This window comes from Actinomadura barringtoniae, assembly GCF_017573505.1.
Classification (GTDB): domain Bacteria; phylum Actinomycetota; class Actinomycetes; order Streptosporangiales; family Streptosporangiaceae; genus Spirillospora; species Spirillospora barringtoniae.
In genome coordinates this window covers 58968-76751 of sequence record NZ_JAGEOJ010000021.1, presented here as the reverse complement: position 1 = coordinate 76751, position 17784 = coordinate 58968, and the positions used below count along the sequence as shown (strand labels likewise).

Below are 17784 nucleotides of genomic sequence, written 5' to 3'. Positions count from 1 at the left end.
CCTGCGGAAATACCACAGTCTTCGCTGAGCGCCGTTCTCTCGGCCGTTCTCGCCGAATTTTCGGCGTCAGCGGTAGGGAACGGCGCTCTGAAGGCTTCCTGGAGAAGCCATCTGGGTCAACTTTTGTCGCTCTCGATCACCGCGGCCGATCCGCTGGCAAGTTGAACGCCACCACCCCCTCCGACCGACCACTCGCTCACTCGCTCACTCGCTCGCCAATTCGTACAACCGCAGTTGCCCGATTGAACGCCCCCGTTCGACGAGCGGGTGATCCAGGCGCGGCGGAGTGAGCCAACGCCGAGGCGCGACCACGAGGCACCACTCACACGATCGGGTCTTGGTGCGGCCGAACCAAACGTGCTGCCTGCTGTCGAGTGATGAGCGGATGCTCGGGACTCACTCAGGCCGGAGTCGGCAATGCATACAGGACCTCACCCAAGCGAGCCGGCCGCGCGGGCGAGGCCGCGCGGGCGAGGCCGCGGTCGCGCCGAGAGCGGACGCACGGTGCGCTTGGATAGCAGCAGGCTGTATGCGAGTCGCCGGATGCGCGCGGCGACGCGCTTCCCCGAGCATGAGGTCCGCGTTCCGCGTCTGCAGCAGAAAGGTCTTCGCGGCAGCAGATCACAGCTCCGCCAACGATGTGGGGGTTCTCCAGGGGGCTGGATCACACCGAGCTGTTGGCCAGAGACCGTTCAGTGGCCTCGGCGATCAGAGCCGAATCACACCGCTAGGCAAGCCGCGGCGTCCAGCCTTTGCCGGCTGCATGGAATCAACGGGGGTGGGAGGGCAAAGCAAAGGCCCCCGGATCCAGGTGGATCGGGGGGCCTTTGGGGCGCTTGATCAGGCGGGGAGGACCACCACGAAGCGCTCGGGCTCTTCGCCCTCGGACTCGCTGCGGAGACCGGCAGCGGCCACGGCGTCGTGCACGATCTTGCGCTCGAACGGGGTCATGGGCGCGAGCGGCTTGGGCTGGCTGCTCTGCTTGACCTCGGCGGCGACGTCCTGGCCCAGCTTGGTGAGCTCGGCGCGCCGGCGCTCGCGGTAGCCGCCGATGTCGAGCATCAGGCGGGTGCGGTTGCCGGTCTGACGGTGCACGGCCAGGCGGGTGAGCTCTTGGAGGGCTTCGAGGACCTCGCCGCGCTTGCCGACCAGCTCGTCCAGGGCACCGCCCACGACGGCCACCATGGCGCGCTCGCCCTCGACGTCCATGTCGATGTCGCCGTCGTAGTCACCGATGTCCAGCAGACCCTCGATGTAGTCGGCGGCGATCTCGCCTTCTTGCTCGAGCGCCTGGACGTCGACCTCGGTGGTGTCGGTCTGGCTCAACGGGATCTCCTTCTTCGACAAGGACCGGGGTTCAAACTAGCGCTTTTGACTGCCGCTGCGCTTGCTGCGCGGCTTACGGGTCGGCTGGTTCCGCACGACCTTGGGCTTATCGTCCTCGGCGGCCGGCTGCGGGGTGTCGACTTCCTTCTTCAGCTTGGCCTTGAGGCCGGTGGAGGAAGCCTTGGCGGTGCCGGTGGAGGTGGCCTTGCCGTTGGCGGCGGCCTTCGCCTCGACGTCGGACTTCTGGTAGCGCGAGTAGATGTAGTGCTGCTGCGCCAGGGTCCAGCTGTTGGAGGTGACCCAGTACAGAAGGACGCCGAGGGGGAAGCCCAGACCGAAGAGGCCGAAGAGCGGCGCGAGGAAGACCATCATCTTCTGCGCCTGCATCATCGGGTTGCCGTCGTCCATGGCGCCCTGCTGCATCTTCTGACGCTGCATGCTCGACCGGACGGTGAAGAACGTGGTGCAGGAGCTGATCACGACCGCGATGCCGGTGACGACGATGGCGCTCCAGCTCTTGTTGCTGGCGTTCCAGGCGTTGAGGAACGTGTCGGGGATGTGGGCCCCGAAGATGTTGGCGTTCTGGGCGCTCTGAACCAGCTCCGGGGTCATGGCGAAGACGCCCTGGCCCGGCTTGGCGTCCGAGATCCGCTTCAGGACCTGGAAGAGGCCGATGAAGACCGGCATCTGGACCAGGAGCGGCAGGCAGCCCGACAGTGGGTTGGCGCCGTTCTCCTGGTAGAGCTTCATGACCTCCTGGTTGAGGCGCTGCTTGTCGTTCTTGTACTTCTTGCGCAGCGCTTGGACCTTGGGGTTCAGCTCCTGCATCTTCTTCGAAGCATGGATCTGCTTCACGAAGAGCGGCACCAGGAGCAGCCGCAAGATCACGGTCAGGAGGATGATCGCGCCGCCCCAGGCCCAGCCGCTGTCCTCGGGGACGACAAGGCTCAGCGCACTGTGGATCCACACGATGAGCTGGGCAACGACTTCGAATAGTGGATTAAGCCAACTCACTCGGCAGCTCCTTGGGCTCTGCTAGGGCGGGGCCGCTCACCTAGCGGCCGGAGATCATCGGGGGTGCTTCCCTTGCGAGGCGGCACCGGGTCGTATCCGCCTCGGTTGAAGGGGTGGCACCGGCCGATCCGGCGGACCGTCAGCCAGGTGCCGCGCAACGCGCCGTGCACCTGGAGGGCCTCCAGACCGTACGCGCTGCAGCTGGGCTGGAAGCGGCACTGCTGCCCGAGCAGAGGGCTCAAGAAGCGGCGGTACGCGAGAACGAGGAGGATCAGCGGGCGTGCCGCGAGACTCGGTCTCGTGCCGGTGCCCGTGACCGCATGCGAATCGGGGGCCTCGGCCCCGGACTGGCTCCTCATTTCCGCCCCTTGGACACTGGCCGCAGCAGCCGGTCGAGCGCCGACTCGAGATCCGCGGCCAGTTCGTCGTGGCGCGCCGTCCCCGCGGGGGGATTGGCACGTACTACGAGCAGGCTACCCCGCGGAAGTCGATCGAGGTGCGCACGCACGAGGTGCCGCAGGCGGCGTCGTACGGAATTACGCGTCACCGCGTTCCCGACGTTGCGGGCCACGATGAACCCGACCAACGGGTCAGGTTCGGCGTCCTGTTCACGACGAAGCAGGTGAACGACGACAGTTGGCCGTCCGGCGCGTCGACCACGCCGGACGGCCAAGGTGAAGTCGTCCCGCCGCCGCATCCGGTGTCCGGACGGCAGCATCGAAATGGGTGCGTCAGACCGCGATGCGCGCGCGGCCCTTGCCACGCCGCGCGGAGAGAACGGCGCGCCCGGCGCGGGTGCGCATGCGCAGCCGGAAGCCGTGCTTCTTGTGGCGACGACGGTTGTTCGGCTGGAAAGTACGCTTGCTCACTCGAGGCTCCAGTGCTGCGGTCGAAATGGTTCTTCAGGCTCGAAAGCTCGCATCGCGGGCCGCGTCCGGTCCCCCGCAGCGGGGGCCCATCCGTGCTTCGGCGGGCACGCGTCATCTCCGTCGATGCGACTCGACCTCAGAACGTTACGGGCTACCTGCCCCCCAGGTCAAACGGAAGCCATCTCGCCAAACCCCTTCGTTTGCGCATCGTGCAGGGGATTCGGCGTTTGGGCGCCAAGTCGCGTTCGCTCCTGGCTGACGACGGACACGGCGAACGCGCCGGACGCGCCGGACGCGCCGGACGCGCCGAGTCATCCACAACACGCCTACGGACCTGCGTCACTCGAAATTTCAAATTCAGGCGCCGGGCAGCAGGCCTTGAGCGGGGAGTTGGGTGGGTTCAGGTGTGACTTGCTGAGGGGGCTTCGGGGGTGACCCGGGGCTCGGGTTTGGCGAGGTGTGGACGGGTATGGAGGGGCGGCCGAGACGGGCGTTCGCGGGTGGCTTCGAGTGGGTTCGGAGCGGTTGCGGGTACCCGCGAACGGGCGCTAAGGTCTCCCGGCGAGCCGGCGGATCCAGGGGTCTCCCCCAGGGTCGTACGGACCCGGCTTCCTTCCCTCCCGGGACTCGCGGTGACCTGCCCTGAGTCCTTTGAAATCTCCAAACGGCCCGTTCCGGTGTGGGCTTTTGCACAGGCATCCCATGCTCATACACAGCGTGTGGACAACTCTGTGGACAACTCGTGAGAGAGTAAGTCTCCCGCGGCGGCGAAGTGCTTGGTGAGGCCTGATCGCGCCCGTGGGGATGCTGGGCAGCCGGGTACTCCCGGTGGACGGGGAATTTGGGAGGGGTCCGTACATGGATGGTCAAGATCTCGCGTCGGTCTGGGCCCGCACCCTCGCAGCACTCTCCGAAGGCGATCTCGCTCCGAACTTCCGGGCGTGGCTGCCCATGGTCCGTCCTCTTGCTCTTGTGGAGGGGACCGCGCTGCTGGCGGCGCCCAACGAGTTCGCCAAGAACACCCTTGAGACCCGGCTCCGCACATTGATCACCCAGGCGCTCTCGCACGAGCTCGGCCGGGAGATCAGGGTCGCGGTGACCGTTCATCCCGAGCCTTCGCCCACCGGCGCCCCTGAGGCAGGGCCTCCGGCCGGAGCCGGAGCAGCTGGACAAGGCCTTCAGGACCGTGGTCCGGAGACAGGCTCTCCTTCTTCTTATGGCGAACGTCCCTATGCCGAGCAGCAGCAGCCCTACGGCGAGCAGTCCTCCTATGGCGAGCAGCAGGGTTACTCGAATGAGCAGGGCGGTTACCCGGGCGAGCAGAGCTACTCGGGCGAGCAGAGCTACTCCGAGCCGGGTTATGCGGAGCAGCCGTTCCGCGACCAGGGCTATCAGGAGCAGTCGTACGACCGTCCCTATGGCGAGCAGCAGCAGCCGTACGGCGACCAGGGTTATGGCGGTGGAGGCGGCGGTCTTCCCCAGCCGGGCCGGGGACACGGCGCTCCAGGCGGGTCCGGTCCTGGCGGTTATCCACCGGCGGAGGAAGAACGTGGATGGCCGCAGCGTGATAACGAACACGGTGGCGGATATCCCGCAGCCCCTCGTCCCCCCGCATATGGCCTAGGCCCCGGAGGACCTGCCGGAGGCGGACGCGGGGGGCAGCCCCCGTACGAAGGACGCGGACAGCAGCAGCCCGGCGGGCCCGGCGGATATCCCGGGCGCGGACGTCCCGGACCCGGACCCGGTCCTGGACCGGGTGCCGGTCCGGGTCCCGGTTCTGGGGGTAGCGGGTTCAACGGTCCGGGCTCGTCCGGCATGGGCGGGAACGGTTCTGAGGGATACGGCCCCGAGTCGTACGGCTCCGAGGGCTACGGCCGCACCGGCGGCGAAGAGACCTATGGGCGCGGTGCCGGCGGTAGCGAGGAGAGCTACGGCCGCGGAAGCGCCAACGGTAATGAGGAAGCGTACGGGCGGGGCGGTGAGCTCCCCGGACGCCAGCAGGGTCACTCCGGGCAGCAGGGCCAGCCAGGACAGCAGGGCGGCAGCCCCTCCCACTCCGGCGGTCATGCCCCCTCACACCTGAACGACCGCACGCTTGGCGCCCTGCGTCCCGGCCGCGGCGAGCCCCAGCACGGCGAAGTGCCGTTCGGCCCGCGTGGACGCAATCCCGAGGACGTCTACCCTTCCCAGCCGGACGAGCCGTACCGCAGTGAAGACTCCCTGCGCGACGAGGAGGCTCCCGGCGGGCATCAGCCGGGCGTCGGCCCGAGCAGTGGTGGTGGCCCGGGCCCCGGCGGGCCGGGTGGAGGACTTGGCGGTGGGCCGGGCGGTGGTGCGGGCAACGCGTCTCAGAGCGGTGGCCCCCCGTCCGCCGGATCGGGTGGCGGTGCTGGAAGTGGAAGCGGAAGTGGCGGCGGAACGGCCGGCGCCGAGCACGCACGCCTGAACCCGAAGTACACGTTCGAGACGTTCGTCATCGGTTCCTCGAACCGCTTCGCGCACGCGGCGGCCGTCGCCGTCGCCGAGCAGCCGGCCAAGGCCTACAACCCGCTCTTCATCTATGGCGACTCGGGCCTCGGCAAGACCCACCTGCTGCACGCGATCGGCCACTACGCGCAGAGCCTCTTCAACGGCGCGCGGGTGAGGTATGTGAGCTCCGAGGAGTTCACCAACGACTTCATCAACTCGATCCGCGACGGCAAGGCGGACGGGTTCCGGCGTCGGTACCGGGACGTCGACATCCTGCTCGTCGACGACATCCAGTTCCTGGAGGGCAAGGAACAGACGCAGGAGGAGTTCTTCCACACGTTCAACACCCTCCACAACGCCAGCAAGCAGATCGTCATCTCCAGCGACCGGCCGCCCAAGGAACTGGTGACGCTGGAGGACCGGCTGCGCAACCGGTTTGAGTGGGGTCTGACGACCGACGTTCAGCCGCCCGAGCTGGAGACTCGGATCGCGATCCTTCAGAAGAAGGCGCGGCAGGAGGGCCTGGCCGCTCCCCCGGACGTGCTGGAGTTCATCGCCTCGCAGATCGCGACCAACATCCGCGAGCTCGAGGGCGCGCTGATCCGGGTGACCGCGTTCGCCAGCCTCAACCGCCAGTCGGTGGACATGAAGCTGGCGGAGATCGTCCTCAAGGACCTCATCCCCAACGACAGCGGGCCCGAGATCACCGCAGCGATGATCATGGCGCAGACGGTCGAGTACTTCGGGACGACGATCGAGGACCTCTGCGGGCCCTCGCGGTCGCGGATGCTGGTGACGGCCCGCCAGATCGCGATGTACCTGTGCCGGGAGCTCACCGAGCTGTCGCTGCCCAAGATCGGGCAGCAGTTCGGCGGCCGCGACCACACCACGGTGATGCACGCCGAACGCAAGATCCGCTCACTGATGGCCGAACGTCGCGCGATCTACAACCAGGTCACCGAGCTGACGGGGCGGATCAAGCATCAGGCGCGCAAACGCTGAGTGATCGCGACCCGAGCCAGGACGTTCGGCTCCGCTCGGCGGGCGGGGCGGACTCGACGGACGCGGGTCGCGGCGATAAAGGGCTGTGAAGGCGCAGGGGCTGTGAAGGCGCAGGGGCTCTGATGGCGCGAAGGCGGCGATGGCCTGGGAGCGCGATGGCGTGCGATGGCGTTCGATGGAACGGGGGGCCGGCGGTGGTGAACTCGGCAGACGGCAGGCACCGCCGTGCACCGCTGCGTCGCCGTCCACGCCCACTCGCGGCGCTGCACCGCGGCGCCGCCCTCGCGCCGCTGGACCGCCGTACCGCCTCGCTTGCGCAGGTGCGGGGCGGTGCTTCGGTTTCCACTGCTGCCACGGCGGTTTCCACCGGTCTCACGGCGCTTTCCACCGGTCTCAGGCCGGTGGAAAGCGGGCGTGATCCGGTGGACGGAGGTTCCACATCGGTGGACAACGCCGGCGGCCGGTCGCGGACACCCTCAGAGGGGCTCCGGAAGGCCGTTCACCAGCGGTCGGACCAGCACAGACCCACACAGAGCACCCCACCTCAACTCCCACAGGCTGGGGAAAACTCTGGGGATCCCGGTGGAAAAGCAGGGGGACAACCTGCGGAGAACCTGAGGACAATTCGTGGACGGTCTGGGGACCGGTTGGGGACTCCGGCCGGCCGCCATGGGGACGAATTCGTGGACGGCTTGGGGAATGCCTGGGGACGTCATGTTGACGAATTCGGATCACGCTCGACGCGATGTGAACAGGCCTCGATCCGGCCCGCGAACCTGCGGAGAACTCGTGGACAACCAGGGGAATACATGAGGACGGCGTGTGAGGACGATGTCGTCGTCCTCAGGCGGCGTTCGCCGATCCACGCTCACTGCACAGCCGCCGTGGACGGGGATTCGCGCTCTCACCTGGGAAAACGCGGGATGTCCACACTATCCACGGCCCCTATGACTAGTACTACCTCTGTTATCTACTCAAGAAAGAACTCAACTCAAACTAGGGCCTGGGGATCAACCGACCCGAGCCCGCCAACTGAGCTCTTCCACCTCACCCCTAGTCCGAAACCTGCAGGAGGCGGGTCCACTTGAAGTTCCGCATCGACAGAGACGCCCTCGCCGAGGCCGTGGCCTGGACGGCACGGACCCTCCCGGTCCGCCCGCCCGTACCGGTCCTCGCGGGCATGCATCTCGACGCCAGTGACCGCCTGAAGCTGTCGGCGTTCGACTACGAGGTCTCCGCGCAGGTCTCCACCGACATCGACGTCGAGGACCCGGGCACCGCGCTGGTGTCCGGCCGTCTCCTCGCCGAGATCTCCCGCAGCCTGCCTCCCCACCCTGTGGAGGTGACGACGGACGGGGCGAAGGTGATGCTGCGCTGCGGCAGCGCCAAGTTCACACTGCTCACCATGCCTGTGGAGGATTACCCGACGCTGCCGGAGATGCCTCCGGCCGCCGGGTCGGTGGGCAGTGACGAGTTCGCGGCCGCCGTCAACCAGGTCGCCGTCGCCGCGGGCCGCGACGACACGATCCCGATGCTGACCGGCGTACGGGTCGAGATCGAGGGCGAGACCGTCACGCTCGCCGCGACCGACCGCTACCGGCTGGCCGTACGGGAGCTGCACTGGAAGCCGGAGCGCCCGGACTTCTCCGCGGTCGCCCTCGTTCCCGCCAAGACCCTCGCCGACACCGCCAAGTCGCTGACCTCGGGCGCCGAGGTCTCGATCGCCCTCGGCGGCGCGGGCGGCACCGGCGAAGGCATGATCGGCTTCGAGGGCGGCGGCCGCCGCACCACCTCGCGGCTGCTGGACGGCGACTTCGTGAAGTACCGCTCGCTGCTGCCGAGCGAGTACGCGGGTCTCGCCGAGATCCAGACCGCGCCGTTCATCGAGGCGGTCAAGCGCGTCTCCCTGGTCGCCGAGCGCAACACGCCTGTACGGCTCTCGTTCAGCCAGGGAGAGGTCGTCCTGGAGGCCGGGACCGGCGATGAGGCTCAGGCCGTCGAGGCCATTGAGGCGACGCTGGAGGGCGAGGACATCGACATCGCCTTCAACCCCGGCTTCCTGCTGGACGGCCTGTCGCACATCGGCTCGGACATCGCCCGGCTCTCGTTCACCACGCCCACCAAGCCGGCGGTCCTCACCGGCAAGCCGCCGCAGGACGGCGAGAACCCCAATTACCGCTACCTGATCATGCCGGTGCGCCTGTCTGGGTAAGGATCTGTTCTGGGGCATGTGAGGGATGCCTGCGGGGGTTCGTAAACCGCTCCCGCAGGACCATCCGGCACAGGCCGTCCAGGAATCCGGCGCCCTGGGCGCCCGGTCTTTCGGGGCGTCCAAGCATCCAGGAGTCCGGCGAGCCGTTCACCCATCACCCGCAGGGGAACGGCGCCCAGGCATGGGGCATGCTCGGAAAAGCCGGGGGCATGGCTTACCGGGGGCATGGCTCAGCTGTGGGGCCGGGCTGTCCACATACGCACAGGGAGTTGAACATGGAGCTGGGGATCATCGGGCTCGGCAAGATGGGCGGCAACATGGCCGAACGTCTGCGCCGGGGCGGCCACACGGTCGTGGGTTACGACCACAGCAAGGACATCAGCGACGTCGCTTCGCTGGAGGACCTGGTCAAGGCACTGTCCGCGCCGCGCGCCGTCTGGGTGATGGTGCCCGCGGGCAAGCCCACCCAGGAGACCATCGACAAGCTGGGGGAACTCCTCGAGCCCGGGGACATCGTCATCGACGGCGGTAATTCACACTATGTGGACGACCTGAAGCACGGCGAAGAGCTGGCAGCCAAGAACATCGGCTTCGTCGACTGCGGCGTGAGCGGCGGTGTCTGGGGCCTGCAGAACGGCTATGCGCTGATGGTCGGCGGCGACGAGGCGAACGTTCAGCACGTCATGCCGATCTTCGAGACGCTGAAGCCCGAGGGCGACTTCGGCTTCGTCCACAGCGGCAAGATCGGTGCCGGCCACTTCGTCAAGATGGTCCACAACGGCATCGAGTACGCGATGATGCAGGCCTTCGGCGAGGGCTACGAGCTCATCGAGGCCAGCGATGTCGTGACCAACGTGCCGGAGACGTTCCGCAGCTGGCAGGAGGGCACGGTCATCCGCTCCTGGCTGCTGGACCTGATGAACCGCGCGCTGGCGAACGATCCCGAACTCGACGAGATCCGCGGGTACGCCAACGATTCCGGTGAGGGTCGCTGGACCGTACAGGCGGCCGTGGACCACGCGGTGCCGCTGCCCGCCATCACCGCGTCGCTGTACGCCCGCTTCTCCTCACGCCAGGACGACTCGCCCGCCATGAAGGTCGTCGCCGCGCTCCGCAACCAGTTCGGCGGCCACGCCGTCGAGTCCGCGAGCAAGGGCGCGGGCGCTCCCAGCACGGACGTGGCCCCGCCCCAGACCTGACGAGCGCTGCCTCGGGCGTCCGTCGCGTCGTTCCGCACCGCCCGAGGCACTACGCACCCTCCTGCGCCCTTCCTGCGTGCTCCTGCGCCCTCTTGTGCGCTGCAGGGACCGCCAGGCGCTCGTACACCAGGCGAGGCGGCGTCATGCGCCCCGGGCGGGTGTTGCGTGGCGCGGGCGGGTGTTGCGTGGCGCGGGCGGGTGTTGCGTGGCGCGGCGAAGGCAAACGCCATGGTCAGCAAGCTGTGCCCTTAGCCGTCGGGCCGCCGAGGACGCTGTCGGGGGCGGAAGGCTCTACGCTCGTGTCCCGTGCACGTGGCCCACCTTTCGCTCCAGGACTTCCGCTCATACGCGACCGCCGAGGTCGCGCTCGAGCCAGGGGTCACGTCGTTCGTGGGCCCGAACGGGCAGGGGAAGACCAACCTCGTCGAGGCCATCGGCTATGTGGCTTCGCATGGTAGTCATCGCGCGTCCACAGACGCTCCCCTGGTCCGCCAGGGCGCACCGCGTGCGATCGTGCGCGCCGGGGTGGTCAAGGATGACCGCAAGGCCCTCATCGAACTCGAAATCAACCCGGGCAAGGCCAACCGTGCGCGCCTGAACCGATCCCCTATCCCCAAGCCACGCGAGATCCTGGGGATGTTGCGGACGGTGCTGTTCGCCCCGGAGGACCTTTCGCTGGTCAAGGGCGACCCTGGCGAGCGCCGTCGTTTCCTGGACGAGCTGCTCACGGCCCGCGCCCCGCGCTTCGCGGCCGTACGGTCTGACTACGACAGGGTCCTCAAGCAGCGCAACGCCCTGCTGAAGTCCGCAGCGGCTCACAGGCGCTCCCCTGGCCCTGAGGTCCTGTCCACACTGGACGTCTGGGACTCACACCTCGCCCGTACGGGATCCGAACTGCTCGCCGCCCGGCTTGAGCTGGTGGCCGCGCTGCGCCCTCTGGTGTCCAAGGCGTACGCCGCCCTCGCGCCCAGCAGCGGGCTGGCCGATCTCAGCTACAAGAGCTCCCTCGGCGACGCAGAGTTGTCCACAGACCGTGCACAGCTCGCCGATGCGCTGTTGGCGGGCGTGGCCGAGTCGCGCAAGCAGGAGCTGGAACGCGGGGTGAGCCTTGTCGGCCCTCATCGCGACGAGCTCGTTCTGCGTCTCGGCGACCTGCCCGCGCGCGGTTACGCCAGCCATGGCGAGTCCTGGTCGTTCGCCCTCGGACTCCGATTGGCCGCGTTCGACCTGCTCCGGGCGGATGGGGATGACCCGGTGCTGATCTTGGACGACGTCTTCGCAGAGCTCGACGCGGGCCGCCGGAGCCGGCTGGCCGAGATGGTCTCCCCGGCGGAACAAGTCCTCATCACCGCGGCCGTTCCGGCCGACGTCCCCGCCGAACTCAGCGGCGGCTCCTACTCCGTCTCCGACGGCCAGGTGACACGTGACTGATCCACAGGATGTGCACAACTCCCCCGATCCGGATTCCTCTGCCACGTCTCCTCCCGCAAAATCCGGGATTGAGCTGGCCCGCGAAGCCCTCGCCCAGGCAAGGGCGGACGCGGCCAAGCGCGGCTCGGTGCCCGGCCAGGGCAAGCGAAAAGGCCCGCGCCAGCCGCGCGTTCCGCAAGCCGGACGTGGCGGGGATCCCAAGGCGTTCGGCCTGGCCATCCGCGAGCTCATGGCCAACAGGGGCTGGGAGCAGCGCGCCGCAGTGGGAGGCGTGTTCGGCAACTGGCCCGGCATCGTCGGCCCAGAGCTGGCCGAGCACACCAAGCCTGAACGCTTCGAGAACGGCGAGCTCACGGTGATGGCCGACTCCACCACCTGGGCCACCCAGCTCCGCCTTCTGTCATCGACCCTGGTCAAGCGCCTGAACGAGGAACTGGGCCACAACACCGTTCGCCGCGTAAAAGTGGTCGGCCCCACCTCAGGCCCGCGCCGCCAAGGCGGCTGGCGAGTCCGCTAACCCCACCTCCGCACCGCTTGTGCGCCCGCCGAAATCCAGCGGCGCCACGTGGCCACGCAGGCTGAGGCGCAGGTCCGACGCGGCTCCAAGACACCTCGCTGGACAGCCGACATCGGCGTCCCCAGGGTCGAGTACACCCGCGGCCAGCAGGGAGCTGCGTTCGTCGGAGCCGCTGCTGAGGACGAGCCGAGTCGAGCCGAGCCCCTGCCGCTTTGGGTGCGCGTTTTGCGGGCTCGGTGGGCGTTCGGGCGGATCTTCAGAGCGGGCTGGAACGTTCTTCCAAAGAGTTATCCACAGAATGTGGTTCGGCTTACATCGGGGTCGCGGGGCGCCGACAATGGGATCTAGACGCGAAGACCTGCTGGTATGTGGATGTGCTCGAACGGGCCGGAGACGCTTGATTCGTAGGGTTGGGCACAGGTCGGGGCTGCTGATCGGCGTGGGCGAGGGCCGTGTGACGGATGCGAACGTGTGTTCGGCGTGGCTGAGGGTGAGTTTCGCGTCGAGGGCCCCGTAGGGCTGAGAAGGCCCCTGGGCGCATGGGGGGATGTATCTCCGTGCCCGCTCGGCCGCCACACGCGCATACAGCGCCCGTCAGTGCCACTTTTCGTCGCATGACCCGGTAGAATGAATGTGGGTTCAGGATGCTGCGCCGCCTTGGGTCGCCCCGGAGCTTTGGTTGCTACGACTGGAGCGTGCGGGCGCCCTTACGTGTGTTACGGGGCACACCGTGTTCTGGTGTTGGGACGCGGGTGGTGGCGAGCTTCCCCGGCAGGAGGATCTCCTTTGGCGTACGACGCTAGCTCGATCACTGTCCTTGAAGGCCTCGAGGCGGTTCGCAAGCGCCCGGGCATGTACATCGGGTCGACCGGAGAGCGAGGCCTCCATCACCTTGTCTACGAGATCGTGGACAACTCGGTGGACGAGGCGCTCGCCGGCTTCGCCGATGACATCCACGTGGCGCTGCTGGCCGACGGTGGTGTCCGGGTGCGCGACAACGGCCGTGGCATCCCGGTGGGTCTCCACCCTGTGGAGAAGCGTCCCGCCGTGGAGCTGGTACTGACGACGTTGCACGCGGGCGGCAAGTTCGACGGCAAGTCGTACGCGGTCTCCGGCGGTCTGCACGGTGTCGGCTCGGCGGTGGTGAACGCGCTGTCCACCAGGCTCGAGGCCGAGATCAAGACCGACGGCCACGTGTGGCGCCAGGCCTACAACTGGACCGGCCCGGTGGAGCCGCTCGCGAAGGGTGAGGCCACCGAGGAGACCGGGACGACGATCACGTTCTGGCCGGACGGCGACATCTTCGAGACGCTCGAGTTCAGCTTCGAGACGCTGTCGCGCCGCATGCAGGAGATGGCGTTCCTCAACCGCGGCCTGTCGATCGCCCTGAAGGACGAGCGCCCGGACCACATCAACGGTGAGCCGCGCGAGGTCGTCTACCACTACGAGGGCGGCATCGAGGACTTCGTCGTCTACATCAACAGCAAGAAGGACGCCGTCCACGAGTCGGTGATCTACTTCAACGACGACACCGAGGGCATGTCGGTGGAGATCGCCATGCAGTGGAACTCCTCCTACGCCGAGTCCGTCCACACGTTCGCCAACACCATCAACACGGCGGAGGGCGGCACGCATGAGGAGGGCTTCCGGGCGGCGCTCACCACGATCGTCAACCGGTACGCCCGCGAGAAGGGCCTGCTGCGCGACAAGGACGACAACCTCGCCGGTGAGGACGTCCGCGAAGGCCTGACCTCGATCATCTCGATCAAGCTGGCCGATCCGCAGTTCGAGGGCCAGACCAAGACCAAGCTGGGCAACACCGAGGCCAAGTCGTTCGTGCAGAAGGCGGTCAACGAGCACCTGCGCGACTGGTTCGAGGAGAACCCGGGCGAGGCCAAGGAGATCATCAACAAGGCCTCGCAGGCCGCGCGGGCGCGCATCGCGGCCCGCCAGGCGCGCGACCTGACCCGGCGCAAGAGCCTGCTGGAGTCGACCTCACTGCCCGGCAAGCTGTCGGACTGCCAGTCGACCGACCCGGCCAAGTCCGAGCTCTACATCGTCGAGGGCGACTCGGCGGGCGGCTCGGCCAAGGGCGGCCGCGACCCGCACTTCCAGGCCATCCTGCCGATCCGCGGCAAGATCCTGAACGTCGAGAAGGCGCGCATCGACAAGATCCTCAAGAACAACGAGGTTCAGGCGATCATCACCGCGCTCGGCACCGGCGTGCACGACGAGTTCGACATCACCAAGCTGCGGTATCACAAGATCATCCTGATGTCCGACGCCGACATCGACGGTCACCACATCAACACGCTCCTGCTGACGCTGCTGTTCCGGTTCATGAAGCCGCTGATCGAGGCCGGCCACGTGTACCTGTCCCAGCCGCCGCTCTACAAGATCAAGTGGGACGCGCGGGGCGGCGACGCCGACTACGCCTACTCCGACCGGGAACGCGACGCGATCGTCGAGGCCGGGATCGCGGCCGGCAAGCGCGACCCGCGTCCCCGCGACCTGATCCAGCGCTTCAAGGGTCTCGGTGAGATGAACGCCCAGGAGCTGTGGGACACCACGATGGACCCCGACAACCGGGTCCTGCTCCAGGTACAGCTCGACGACGCCGCCCAGGCGGACGAGCTGTTCAGCGTTCTGATGGGCGAGGAGGTCGAGCCCCGCCGGGAGTTCATCCAGCGCAACGCCAAGGACGTCCGCTTCCTCGACATCTGAGGCGGCCATGGCCCACCAGCCACGGCGCGCGCCCCGGCCAAGGACCAGCGGGCCAGCGCCCACCACTGGCCAGACGGGCCCAGGGCCTCAATCCAGGTCCACCAGCAGGGGCCTGCGGTCCAGGGCCCACCAGGGCTCAGACGGGCCAGGGCTCACAGCCCAAGGCCAGGGTTCAGGGCCAGGGGCTACTGGCCAAGTCCAGCAGGGCAGGGCCAAGGCAGCAGGGCAGGGCCAAGGCAGCAGGCCAGAGCCACTGGCCAGGCCAGGTCAGGGCCACGGGTCCACAGCATCAGGCAGGGGCCATCGACCAGAGGCGCGGGTCGTGAGGCAGGGGCCCGAACCGAACGTGAGGGGCGCCGACCAGGAACGAGCGACGGGAGGGGATCGGCACAGGTGCAGACGCTAGATCCCGGCCAGAGGTCGCGGCCGAGTCCAGGTCAGGCAGTCCCAGTTCCACTTATTGAGCAGAAGAGGTCTTTCAGGTGACGGAAGTGACCACCGAGGGTGAGGGCGGCGGGGGCCGCATCGAGCCGGTCGACATCCAGAGCTCGATGCAGCAGAGCTACCTCGACTACGCGATGTCGGTCATCGTGTCGCGAGCGCTCCCCGAGGTGCGCGACGGGCTGAAGCCGGTGCACCGGCGGGTGCTGTACGCGATGTACGACGGCGGCTATCGCCCCGACCGCGGCTACTTCAAGTGCGCCCGCGTGGTCGGCGACGTCATGGGTAACTACCACCCGCACGGCGACTCGGCGATCTACGACGCGCTCGTGCGGCTGGCCCAGCCCTGGTCGATGCGCTACCCGCTGGTCGACGGCAACGGCAACTTCGGTTCCCGCGGCAACGACCCGGCGGCCGCCATGCGGTACACCGAGTGCCGCATGGCCCCCCTGGCGATGGAGCTCCTGCGCGACATCGACAAGGAGACCGTCGATTTCTCGCCGAACTATGACGGCCGCTCCCAGGAGCCGGACGTCATGCCGTCCCGCTACCCGAACCTCCTGGTCAACGGCTCGGCCGGCATCGCGGTCGGCATGGCGACCAACATCCCGCCGCACAACCTGCGCGAGGTCGCCGAGGGCGTCAACTGGTACCTGGACAACTACGGCGCCTCCGACGAGGACCTGCTCGAGGCCATGATCGAGCGGGTCAAGGGCCCCGACTTCCCGACCGCCGGCCTGATCGTCGGCCGCAAGGGCATCGAGGAGGCCTACCGTACGGGCCGCGGCTCGATCACCATGCGCGCGGTCGTCGAGGTCGAGGAGATCCAGAACCGCACCTGCCTGGTCGTCACCGAGCTGCCCTACCAGGTCAACCCGGACAACCTGGCCCTCAAGATCGCCGACCTGGTCAAGGACGGCAAGCTCGACGGCATCGCCGACGTCCGCGACGAGACCTCCGGCCGTACGGGCCAGCGCCTGGTGATCGTCCTCAAGCGGGACGCGGTCGCCAAGGTCGTTCTCAACAACCTGTACAAGCACACCCAGCTCCAGGAGACGTTCGGCGCGAACATGCTCGCGCTGGTCGACGGCGTGCCGCGCACGCTCCGCCTGGACCAGTTCGTCCGCTACTGGGTCGCACACCAGATCGACGTCATCGTCCGGCGCACCCGCTACCTGCTGCGCAAGGCCGAGGAGCGCGCCCACATCCTGCGCGCGCTGCTGAAGGCGCTGGACCGGATCGACGAGGTCATCGCCCTCATCCGCCGTTCCCCCTCGGCCTCCGAGGCCCAGAGCGGCCTGATGCAGCTCCTGGAGATCGACGAGATCCAGGCGCAGGCCATCCTCGACATGCAGCTGCGCAAGCTCGCCGCCCTCGAGCGCCAGCAGATCATGGACGAGTACGACAAGCTCATGGCCGAGATCGCCGACTACAACGACATCCTGGCCTCGCCCGAGCGGCAGCGCCGGATCGTCGGCGAGGAGCTGGCCCCGATCGTCGAGAAGTACGGCGACGAGCGGCGCACCGAGATCATCCCGTTCGACGGCGACGTGTCGTACGAGGACCTGATCGCCGAAGAGGACGTCGTCGTCACGATCACCCGCGGCGGCTACGCCAAGCGCACCAAGACCGAGCTCTACCGGGCCCAGCGGCGCGGCGGCAAGGGCGTGCGGGGCGCGCAGCTGAAGCAGGACGACATCGTCGACCAGTTCTTCGTCACCACGACGCACCACTGGATCCTGTTCTTCACCAACAAGGGCCGGGTCTACCGCGCCAAGGCGTACGAACTGCCCGATTCCGGCCGCGACTCGCGTGGCCAGCATGTCGCCAACCTCCTGGCGTTCCAGCCAGATGAGCACATCGCCCAGGTCATGGACCTGCGCGACTACGAGGTGGCGCCCTACCTCGTGCTCGGCACCAAGCAGGGCAAGGTCAAGAAGACCGCGCTGAGCGACTTCGACTCACCCCGCACGGGTGGGATCATCGCCATCAACCTGGCGGACGATGACGAGGTGATCGCCGCCCGGCTGGTGTGCCCCGAGGACGACCTGCTGATGGTCTCCACCGGCGCGCAGGCGATCCGGTTCCGCGCCGACGACGACTCGCTGCGCCCCATGGGCCGCGCTACCAGCGGTGTTATCGGCATGCGGTTCGAAGAGGATCAGGAGGTTCTGAACATGCTGGTCATCCAGGAGGAAACGCAGGACGTCCTGGTGGCCACGGAGGGCGGATACGCAAAGCGCACCCCAGTGGACCAATATCCACTCCAGGGTCGTGGGGGTAAGGGAGTCCTCACCGCTAAGATCGTGGAATCTCGGGGCAGGTTGGTAGGGGCGTTGATGGTCGGCCTGGAGGACGAGGTCTTCGCGATGACGTCGAACGGGGGCGTCATCCGTACCAGCGCGGCCGAGATCAAGCAGTCCAGCCGGCAGACCATGGGGGTTCGTCTCATGAACCTCGCGGAGGGCGACAGCATCGTCGCCATCGCAAGGAACGTAGAGTCCATGGATGACGCAGATGCCGAAGCGGGCGAGGAGAGCGAGAGTGAGTGATCTCGGACTCGTCCCCGATCCCGTTAGC

The 17784-nt window shown here is 67.8% G+C and carries 11 protein-coding genes and 2 pseudogenes; 8 read left to right on the top strand and 5 right to left on the bottom strand.

Annotation, left to right across the window (positions count from 1 at the left end):
* Positions 1-840: 840 nt before the first annotated feature.
* Genes J4573_RS41005 through rpmH form a run of 5 tightly spaced genes read right to left on the bottom strand, consistent with a single transcriptional unit; the run spans position 841 to position 3209 of the window.
* Positions 841-1326 carry a Jag family protein gene (locus J4573_RS41005; RefSeq protein ID WP_208261550.1) on the bottom strand — a complete coding sequence of 162 codons (486 nt, stop codon included), beginning with the start codon at positions 1324-1326 and terminating at the stop codon, positions 841-843.
* Positions 1327-1362: 36 nt separating this feature from the next.
* Positions 1363-2340 (bottom strand): membrane protein insertase YidC, encoded by a 978-nt coding sequence (gene yidC, locus J4573_RS41000; protein WP_208261549.1) that lies wholly within the window; start codon positions 2338-2340, stop codon positions 1363-1365.
* Positions 2337-2699 (bottom strand): membrane protein insertion efficiency factor YidD, encoded by a 363-nt coding sequence (gene yidD / locus J4573_RS40995; protein WP_208261548.1) that lies wholly within the window; start codon positions 2697-2699, stop codon positions 2337-2339. The genes yidC and yidD overlap by 4 nt, the downstream gene beginning before the upstream one ends.
* Positions 2696-3037 (bottom strand): ribonuclease P protein component, encoded by a 342-nt coding sequence (gene rnpA, locus J4573_RS40990; protein WP_243774393.1) that lies wholly within the window; start codon positions 3035-3037, stop codon positions 2696-2698. Before rnpA ends, yidD begins: the two co-directional genes overlap by 4 nt.
* A 34-nt stretch (positions 3038-3071) precedes the next feature.
* On the bottom strand, positions 3072-3209 hold the full coding sequence (gene rpmH, locus J4573_RS40985) for a 50S ribosomal protein L34 (RefSeq protein WP_019633682.1): 138 nt from the start codon (positions 3207-3209) through the stop codon (positions 3072-3074).
* Positions 3210-4013: 804 nt separating this feature from the next.
* Between rpmH and J4573_RS56925 the strand changes: the two are divergent.
* The 8 genes and pseudogenes from J4573_RS56925 to gyrA all read left to right on the top strand — a co-directional run.
* Positions 4014-4214: pseudogene (locus J4573_RS56925) on the top strand (hypothetical protein); the annotation flags it as partial.
* A gap of 980 nt (positions 4215-5194) precedes the next feature.
* Positions 5195-6680 (top strand): annotated as a pseudogene (dnaA, locus tag J4573_RS56920) (chromosomal replication initiator protein DnaA); the annotation flags it as partial.
* Between the two features lie 1084 nt (positions 6681-7764).
* Positions 7765-8892, top strand: coding sequence for a DNA polymerase III subunit beta (gene dnaN, locus J4573_RS40970; protein ID WP_208261546.1), 1128 nt, complete (start codon positions 7765-7767; stop codon positions 8890-8892).
* Between the two features lie 275 nt (positions 8893-9167).
* On the top strand, positions 9168-10091 hold the full coding sequence (gene gnd, locus J4573_RS40965; protein ID WP_208261545.1) for a phosphogluconate dehydrogenase (NAD(+)-dependent, decarboxylating): 924 nt from the start codon (positions 9168-9170) through the stop codon (positions 10089-10091).
* Positions 10092-10397: 306 nt separating this feature from the next.
* Positions 10398-11522 (top strand): DNA replication/repair protein RecF, encoded by a 1125-nt coding sequence (gene recF, locus J4573_RS40960; RefSeq protein WP_208261544.1) that lies wholly within the window; start codon positions 10398-10400, stop codon positions 11520-11522.
* Entirely contained in the window at positions 11515-12039 is a 525-nt protein-coding gene (locus J4573_RS40955; protein WP_307797315.1) for a DciA family protein, read from the top strand. Before recF ends, J4573_RS40955 begins: the two co-directional genes overlap by 8 nt.
* Before the next feature lie 786 nt (positions 12040-12825).
* Positions 12826-14763 (top strand): DNA topoisomerase (ATP-hydrolyzing) subunit B, encoded by a 1938-nt coding sequence (gene gyrB / locus J4573_RS40950; protein WP_243774392.1) that lies wholly within the window; start codon positions 12826-12828, stop codon positions 14761-14763.
* Between the two features lie 482 nt (positions 14764-15245).
* Positions 15246-17756, top strand: coding sequence for a DNA gyrase subunit A (gyrA, locus tag J4573_RS40945; protein ID WP_208261542.1), 2511 nt, complete (start codon positions 15246-15248; stop codon positions 17754-17756).
* Positions 17757-17784: the final 28 nt, after the last annotated feature.